At 42.5% G+C, this 6,369-nt stretch carries 5 protein-coding genes and 4 tRNA genes; 6 read left to right on the forward strand and 3 right to left on the reverse strand.

What is annotated here, in order from left to right:
- Positions 1 to 706: 706 nt before the first annotated feature.
- A complete protein-coding gene (gene pssA / locus R7040_RS24110) occupies positions 707 to 2,047 on the reverse strand; it encodes a CDP-diacylglycerol--serine O-phosphatidyltransferase (protein ID WP_318097233.1) in 1,341 nt (446 codons plus the stop codon).
- 71 nt (positions 2,048 to 2,118) lie between these two features.
- Complete coding sequence (locus tag R7040_RS24115) at positions 2,119 to 2,550, reverse strand: GNAT family N-acetyltransferase (RefSeq protein ID WP_318081620.1); 432 nt, start codon at positions 2,548 to 2,550, stop codon at positions 2,119 to 2,121.
- Positions 2,551 to 2,651: 101 nt separating this feature from the next.
- On the opposite strand from R7040_RS24115, the gene murB reads away from it, so the two are divergent.
- Positions 2,652 to 3,695 (forward strand): UDP-N-acetylmuramate dehydrogenase, encoded by a 1,044-nt coding sequence (gene murB, locus R7040_RS24120; RefSeq protein WP_054575573.1) that lies wholly within the window; start codon positions 2,652 to 2,654, stop codon positions 3,693 to 3,695.
- Positions 3,692 to 4,657: a bifunctional biotin--[acetyl-CoA-carboxylase] ligase/biotin operon repressor BirA gene (birA, locus tag R7040_RS24125; RefSeq protein ID WP_258470115.1), complete on the forward strand. Its 966-nt coding sequence runs from the start codon at positions 3,692 to 3,694 to the stop codon at positions 4,655 to 4,657. The genes murB and birA overlap by 4 nt, the downstream gene beginning before the upstream one ends.
- A 7-nt stretch (positions 4,658 to 4,664) precedes the next feature.
- On the opposite strand, the gene coaA is transcribed toward birA, so the two are convergent.
- The gene (gene coaA, locus R7040_RS24130) at positions 4,665 to 5,588 is read right to left on the reverse strand and encodes a type I pantothenate kinase (RefSeq protein WP_005388683.1); all 924 of its coding nucleotides are present in this window, start codon (positions 5,586 to 5,588) and stop codon (positions 4,665 to 4,667) included.
- A gap of 205 nt (positions 5,589 to 5,793) precedes the next feature.
- On the opposite strand from coaA, the gene R7040_RS24135 reads away from it, so the two are divergent.
- The 4 genes from R7040_RS24135 to R7040_RS24150 all read left to right on the forward strand — a co-directional run bounded on the left by R7040_RS24135 (position 5,794) and on the right by R7040_RS24150 (position 6,189).
- Positions 5,794 to 5,869 (forward strand) — tRNA-Thr (locus tag R7040_RS24135).
- Between the two features lie 36 nt (positions 5,870 to 5,905).
- Positions 5,906 to 5,990 (forward strand) — tRNA-Tyr (locus R7040_RS24140).
- Positions 5,991 to 6,025: 35 nt separating this feature from the next.
- Positions 6,026 to 6,100 (forward strand) — tRNA-Gly (locus R7040_RS24145).
- Positions 6,101 to 6,113: 13 nt separating this feature from the next.
- Positions 6,114 to 6,189: transfer RNA gene (locus tag R7040_RS24150), tRNA-Thr, on the forward strand.
- Positions 6,190 to 6,369: the final 180 nt, after the last annotated feature.

Genomic DNA, 6,369 nt, shown 5'->3' on the forward strand with positions numbered 1-6,369 from the left:
GGGGTCGCGGGTTCGAGTCCCGTCCACTCCGCCACTTATATTAAGCCTCAGTCGAAAGACTGAGGCTTTTTTCGTTTCTACTGCGGCGTTTCCCTGAATTGTGTTTACACCTAATTAGACTACTCCCCATAATCCCTACTAAGTGAACTTTGCGTGATTACACACTAGGCTTTAATTAATATAGGCCGTTGATGCTGTGGAAAGACAATATGACCTACAAACAAACCTAAGTAATCTATGGTATTCAAAGGCGTTCAACGGCTTGAATCTTGATGAGAAAGAAAAAACGAACTGTGCGCATAATCCAGAAAAGCGTCATATATACCCCCCAATCTCTCCTGGCTCAAAAATCAAACGACTTGAAAAGAATTGGAAGGTGAAAGATTGAAGGAGCTCTTCATTAGCGAGGTGATGATTTTCGACGCTGAACATTTGATGAGTCTCAGAAAAAATATATCGCCAAAGGGTAAGAAGCGCCAGAACAGAGAGGGGTAGCTTAGCTCGAGGCTGTAAGCTATGCGGAATACTCACAAACGTCAAAACTCAAACCCATTAAGAGAGTCGCTCTAGATCTAAGTGGTTATGTGCTCACTAGCGGTACTAGAAAATAGTTAAGTATTCCAAATGGATTATATGAAAAAGCCAACTGCTAAAGCGGTTGGCTTAGTATAAAAATCTCGACGTACTTTAGAGCGAGAAATGATGTCTAAAGAATACGTTTTAAAACACCATCTGCCTTTAGGCGGGTGATTTTTCTGACCAGTCGCTGCACCCCTATAGGATAGTCTTCTACTTTCTCTAATTGCTTATAAGTACAGATAAGGTGAGTATGCTCAAGAATACGCGAAACTTCGTCTTCAAACTTCTCAGTGAGCTTCGCATAATTGTCTTGTATGAGTAGCCCATTTTCTAGGTCGAGTGACCAAGCACGTGGATTTAGGTTATTCCCAGTAAGTAGCATATAGCGTTTATCAACCCAAATACCCTTAAGGTGGAAGCTGTTATTGTCATGCTTCCATAGGTGAATTGACAATTTACGTGCGGCGATATTCGCTTCATTGGCTTTCGCAAAGCGACGCAAATTCACTTCGTAAAGATATGGAAGTCCGCCAATGGTTTTAAAGTCTTCCTCAGGTGCAATGTAAAAGTCGTTGGCGGTTTTATCACCCACAACAATAGTTACTTTCACACCTCGCTTCATGGCTCGTTTCACTTCACGATGAAGTGCTTTAGGGAAGTTAAAGTAAGGCGTACAAATGAAAATTTCGTCTTGGGCTGCTGCCAATAACTTTACAATCTGTTGATTGAGTAGATTACGGCGTTTGCCTAGCCCAACTAACGGAGTGACTTTTACGCTTTCTTCTGTTGCAGCTTGGTCTTCAAACTTATAGTTTGCTTGAGCAAGAGAAGCCCTCAGTTGGCGAATCGCCGACTTTATTTCTTTGGTTTCTGGCTTATCTTTTCCTGCAAGATCATTAACGGCAGGGTGAGCAATCATTTCTTCCTGAATGAATTGCACCATTGAATTCGCTAAAGATTCATGTCGAATCACATGGTAACGATCAAATCGATAACGTTCATGATAATGGAGATAAACGTTATTTAAGCTCGCCCCACTGTAGATAACAGTATCATCGACAATGAAGCCTTTTAAATGCAGTACCCCAAAAACTTCTCTGCCACGCACTGGTATGCCATAGACAGGGATTGGGTGTTGGTACTTACTGGCATATGCTTTGTAAAGCGCTGAATTACCCTCAGATGTCTCCGCACCAATCAGGCCACGCTGCGCTCGATGCCAGTCGACACAGATATTGATGTCCAACCCAGGATTGCGCTGTTTCGCTTCATAAAGCGCAGTGAGAATTTCACGTCCAGCTTCATCATCTTCCAGATATAGAGCGACTAGGTAAATTCGCGACGTTGCTTTGCTGATAGCATCTAAAAGACAGGTTCTGAATGATTCTGCTGAATACAGAACATCAAAGTCTTCCGGATTGACAGCGAGACTTGGCAACTGCTCGAATGGATTCCTACTTACTATCATATCGGTATGAGTACCTTAGTTTAGTGCAATATTGCGAACCTGCCATTTTATCAAAGATATGATTTACCTGGCTACAAAAGCACGCGTTTTGATGTCGTTGAAGAGATGAATTGCATTGGAATGAGATCTTTACCGCTATCTACATAACGTTGAAATGCCATTTTTAGCGGGTGTGGTAGCTCAGAGCAATCAATTGTTGTGAATCCATGCTTGGAATAATAGGATTCGAGATGTGTAAACGCGAAGCAATAATCGCCATCAGTGAAAATATTGTTTTTACAATGAGTTAGTAGTTCTTTTCCAATCCCTGTTCCCCTAACTTTCGGAATGACCAACATTCCTGTCAATAGACGAACTTTATCTACACTTTTTAAACGTAGTAACGCAATGATTTCCCCTTTATGGCTTGCTGTAATGATCAATTCATCTTTTTTGGCTCGACCCGCAGGGTAATACGCTTTGTATAGTTTCTTAATGAGGGGGAGCTTGATGGGATTTAACACTTCTATGATTAATGAGTCTGGTATTGTCACTGCGGTTAAAAGATAACTAATGTAGAATGTCGACAGTTTAAGAGAATCTTATCTGGTGTTGCAAACCTACTATGCAAATTAAAACAAATGCGAGCCTAAAGTCTTACCATACTTTTGGAATTGAACAATCGTGTTCCTATTTAGCTATCGTTGAGTCGCTTGAAGATGTTATTGAGCTATTTCAAAACCCAAGATTCACCCATTTACCGAAACTTTTTTTAGGTAAAGGAAGTAATGTTCTTTTTACAGAACATTTTGAGGGATTAGTGATTGTTAATCGAATCATGGGTAAAGAAGTCACGGAAACGGATGAGCACTACCTATTACATATTGCCGGTGGTGAAGATTGGCCTGAATTGGTTTCCTGGTGTGTGAATCAGGGGATCGGTGGGATCGAGAACTTAGCTTTGATTCCAGGTTGTGCTGGCTCGGCTCCTATTCAGAACATTGGTGCGTATGGCCTAGAGCTAAAAGACATCTGTGATTATGTAGATGTTCTTGATATAACTACGTTTGAAAACAAAAGAATGCACGCCCAAGACTGTGAGTTTGCCTATAGGGATTCCATATTTAAACATGCGTTGCACGGAAAGTGCTTTATCACCGCATTAGGGCTTAAGTTGGCGAAGCAATGGCAGCCGATTAACCAGTACGGTCCTTTACAAAGTATCCCAGAAGAACAACTCAGCCCTGCTTCTATCTTCGAACGAGTATGCCAAGTGCGAAAGGCAAAACTGCCAGATCCAACCAAGATAGGTAACGCAGGTAGTTTCTTTAAAAACCCAGTGATCACGCAAGATCACTATGATCGACTCACAAAAAAATACCCTAACGTAGTAGCCTACCCAGCTTCTGGAGGAATGAAAATTGCTGCTGGTTGGCTTATTGATCAGTGTGGATTAAAGGGGAAGTCTGTACATGGTGCGCAGGTCAACCCTATGCAAGCTTTGGTTTTGACCAACATAGATAATTGTAGTGCTGATGACATTGTCGCGCTTGCTTCTTTAGTGAAGCAGACAGTATGGGACAAATACCAAATCATACTTGAGCATGAAGTACGCTTTCTCAATCGTACCGGGGAGACCAATTTGGCTCAGATCGAGGCATCTAGATGAGAAAAGATCACTCTACGAAACTTCATATTCTAAAGTTATTAAGTGATGGAGAGTTTCATTCAGGAGAAGCGTTGGGCGACGATCTTAATGTTTCTAGAGCGGCAATCGCTAAGCACATTAAAGGTCTTAGTGAATGGGGTATTGATATTTATCGAGTGCAAGGGCGCGGTTACCAATTAGCCTCACCATTGCAGTTGTTAGACGAGACTCTCCTTACCACTAGCTCGGAGTCACTTATTGAACTCGTCCCTGTGATTGACTCAACGAATCAATATTTGCTCGACAGAGTCGCGGATTCGGAAAAGGGCCGTGTTTGTATTGCTGAATATCAAGCACAAGGGCGTGGTCGCCGCGGTAGACAATGGGTCTCACCGTTTGGCTCTAACTTATATCTCTCTATGTATTGGCGACTGGATGCGGGAATGGCTGCGGCAATGGGCTTGAGCTTGGTGATTGGGATTGCCGCAGTGGAAGCTCTGGAAGAAGTAGGCATGCAAGGTGTTAAACTCAAGTGGCCGAATGACTTGTATTATCAAGATAAAAAACTGGCCGGAATCTTGGTTGAAATGTCGGGTCAGGCCGGTGGGGCTGCTCATCTAGTGATTGGGATGGGTCTGAATATTGGAATGCCTGACGACCAGCCTGAGATTGACCAGCCATGGACCACGTTGAACCAAGTAAATCAGAGTCTCAAGATCGATAGAAATGTTTTAGCAATGACACTTATCAAGCATTGGAATTCCGCACTTGTCGAATATGAAATGAAAGGACTTACTGGCTTTATCGAACGTTGGAATCGGTTAGACAATTTCCTTAATCGTCAGGTCAAACTGCTTATTGGTCCTAGAGAGGTATATGGCGTTGTTCGAGGCATCGATCATCAAGGTGGAATATTAATCGAAACCTCCCAAGGACTAGAGACTTATATTGGTGGTGAAATCTCGTTGCGTAAAAGTGACTAATCTTCGATTACTTTCGCAACGAGACTTTATCAACTAAGTGGTTAACGCCTTTGTGTAGAATCAAGTGGGCTCTCTCTCGAGTTGGAAGAATATTCAATTCTAAATTGAGCCCATTAATATCATGCCAAATTTGCTTCGCTTTTTTCTTTGCGTCATCGACAGAGAGTTGTGTGTAGTGGCTAAAATAAGAGCCTGGTTTCGTAAAGGCCCCTTGGCGAAACTTTAAAAAGCGTTCTACATACCAATGTTCAATGGTCTCTGTTTCTGCGTCGACATAAATTGAAAAATCTAAAAAGTCAGAGACGAAGACACGATGCGGGTCATGTGGATAGTCCATTCCACTTTGCAGAACGTTTAAACCTTCAATAATAAGAACATCCGGTCTATCCACTTTTCTTAGTTCATCAGTAATGTCATACGTGATGTGAGAGTAGATGGGTACTTCAAGATCGGGCTTTCCTGCCTTTACGTCAGACATGAACTCGACTAAGCGCTTGATATCATAGGATTCTGGGAAGCCTTTACGATGCATGATACCGCGTTCTTCTAGTACTTTTTTCGGATATAGGAAGCCATCTGTTGTAACCAAGGACACTTTGGGATGATTCTCCCAACGAGAAAGCAATGCCGTTAGAATACGAGCAGTCGTACTTTTGCCTACAGCAACACTGCCAGCGATACCAATTACGAAAGGGGGAGCATGTTCCTCTGTATTTAAGAATTGTTGTAATACGGAATTGCGGCTTTGACGAGCCTGGACATACAGATTCAAAAGACGAGACAAAGGAAGGTAGATCTCTACCGCTTCCTCCATGGTTAGGTTTTCATTAATGCCCTGAAGCGCAGTCAAGTCGTCTTCAGAAAGTGTCATCGGTACAGAGTTTCTTAACTCGGCCCAATTTGCACGGTCAAATGACAAAAATGGACTCATGGGTCTCTTTTATCCTTGGTTTAATAGAAGCAAGAACATACATCAAGCGAACTTCAAAGCAAACGACAAAGGTCGAAGTTTACTTTAAAAAAGCTAAGTTTGTACGAATTTGCAGCAAACGAATCTAAAAAATCGAAATTTATGATTTTTTTTCAAATTACTATTGCAACCTAGAAAATCATTCAATAGAATGCGCACCACTTATGCCGACTTAGCTCAGTAGGTAGAGCAACTGACTTGTAATCAGTAGGTCACCAGTTCGATTCCGGTAGTCGGCACCATTCTTTCCTTTAGTAGTCTGAATGGCTTGAAAATTTGGAGGGGTTCCCGAGTGGCCAAAGGGAGCAGACTGTAAATCTGCCGGCACTGCCTTCGATGGTTCGAATCCGTCCCCCTCCACCATATTCTTTAGGAAATAGCTCTCAGAGTTACGTGTTGCGGGCATCGTATAATGGCTATTACCTCAGCCTTCCAAGCTGATGATGCGGGTTCGATTCCCGCTGCCCGCTCCACTCTAATTTGAGTGCTGATATAGCTCAGGTGGTAGAGCGCATCCTTGGTAAGGATGAGGTCGGCAGTTCGAGTCTGCCTATCAGCACCAGCTCTCAAGTTTATTTCCTTTTGATATTAGATTTACCAATTATCTTTTTTTGGTTGCGTGGTCAATTTGGGCCACCTAAATCCGTACCTAGAGGGACCACTCATGTCTAAAGAAAAATTTGAACGTACGAAACCGCACGTTAACGTTGGTACTATCGGCCACGTTGACCACGGTAAAACA

It is taken from the genome of Vibrio sp. 1069, assembly GCF_033340555.1.

Excerpts from the sequence above, each read along its gene's own strand:
- coaA (WP_005388683.1), bottom strand. The coding sequence starts at position 5,588 with ATGAGTCCATTTTTGTCATTTGACCGTGCAAATTGGGCCGAGTTAAGA.
- birA (WP_258470115.1), top strand. The coding sequence starts at position 3,692 with ATGAGAAAAGATCACTCTACGAAACTTCATATTCTAAAGTTATTAAGT.
- murB (WP_054575573.1), top strand. The coding sequence starts at position 2,652 with ATGCAAATTAAAACAAATGCGAGCCTAAAGTCTTACCATACTTTTGGA.
- pssA (WP_318097233.1), bottom strand. The coding sequence starts at position 2,047 with ATGATAGTAAGTAGGAATCCATTCGAGCAGTTGCCAAGTCTCGCTGTC.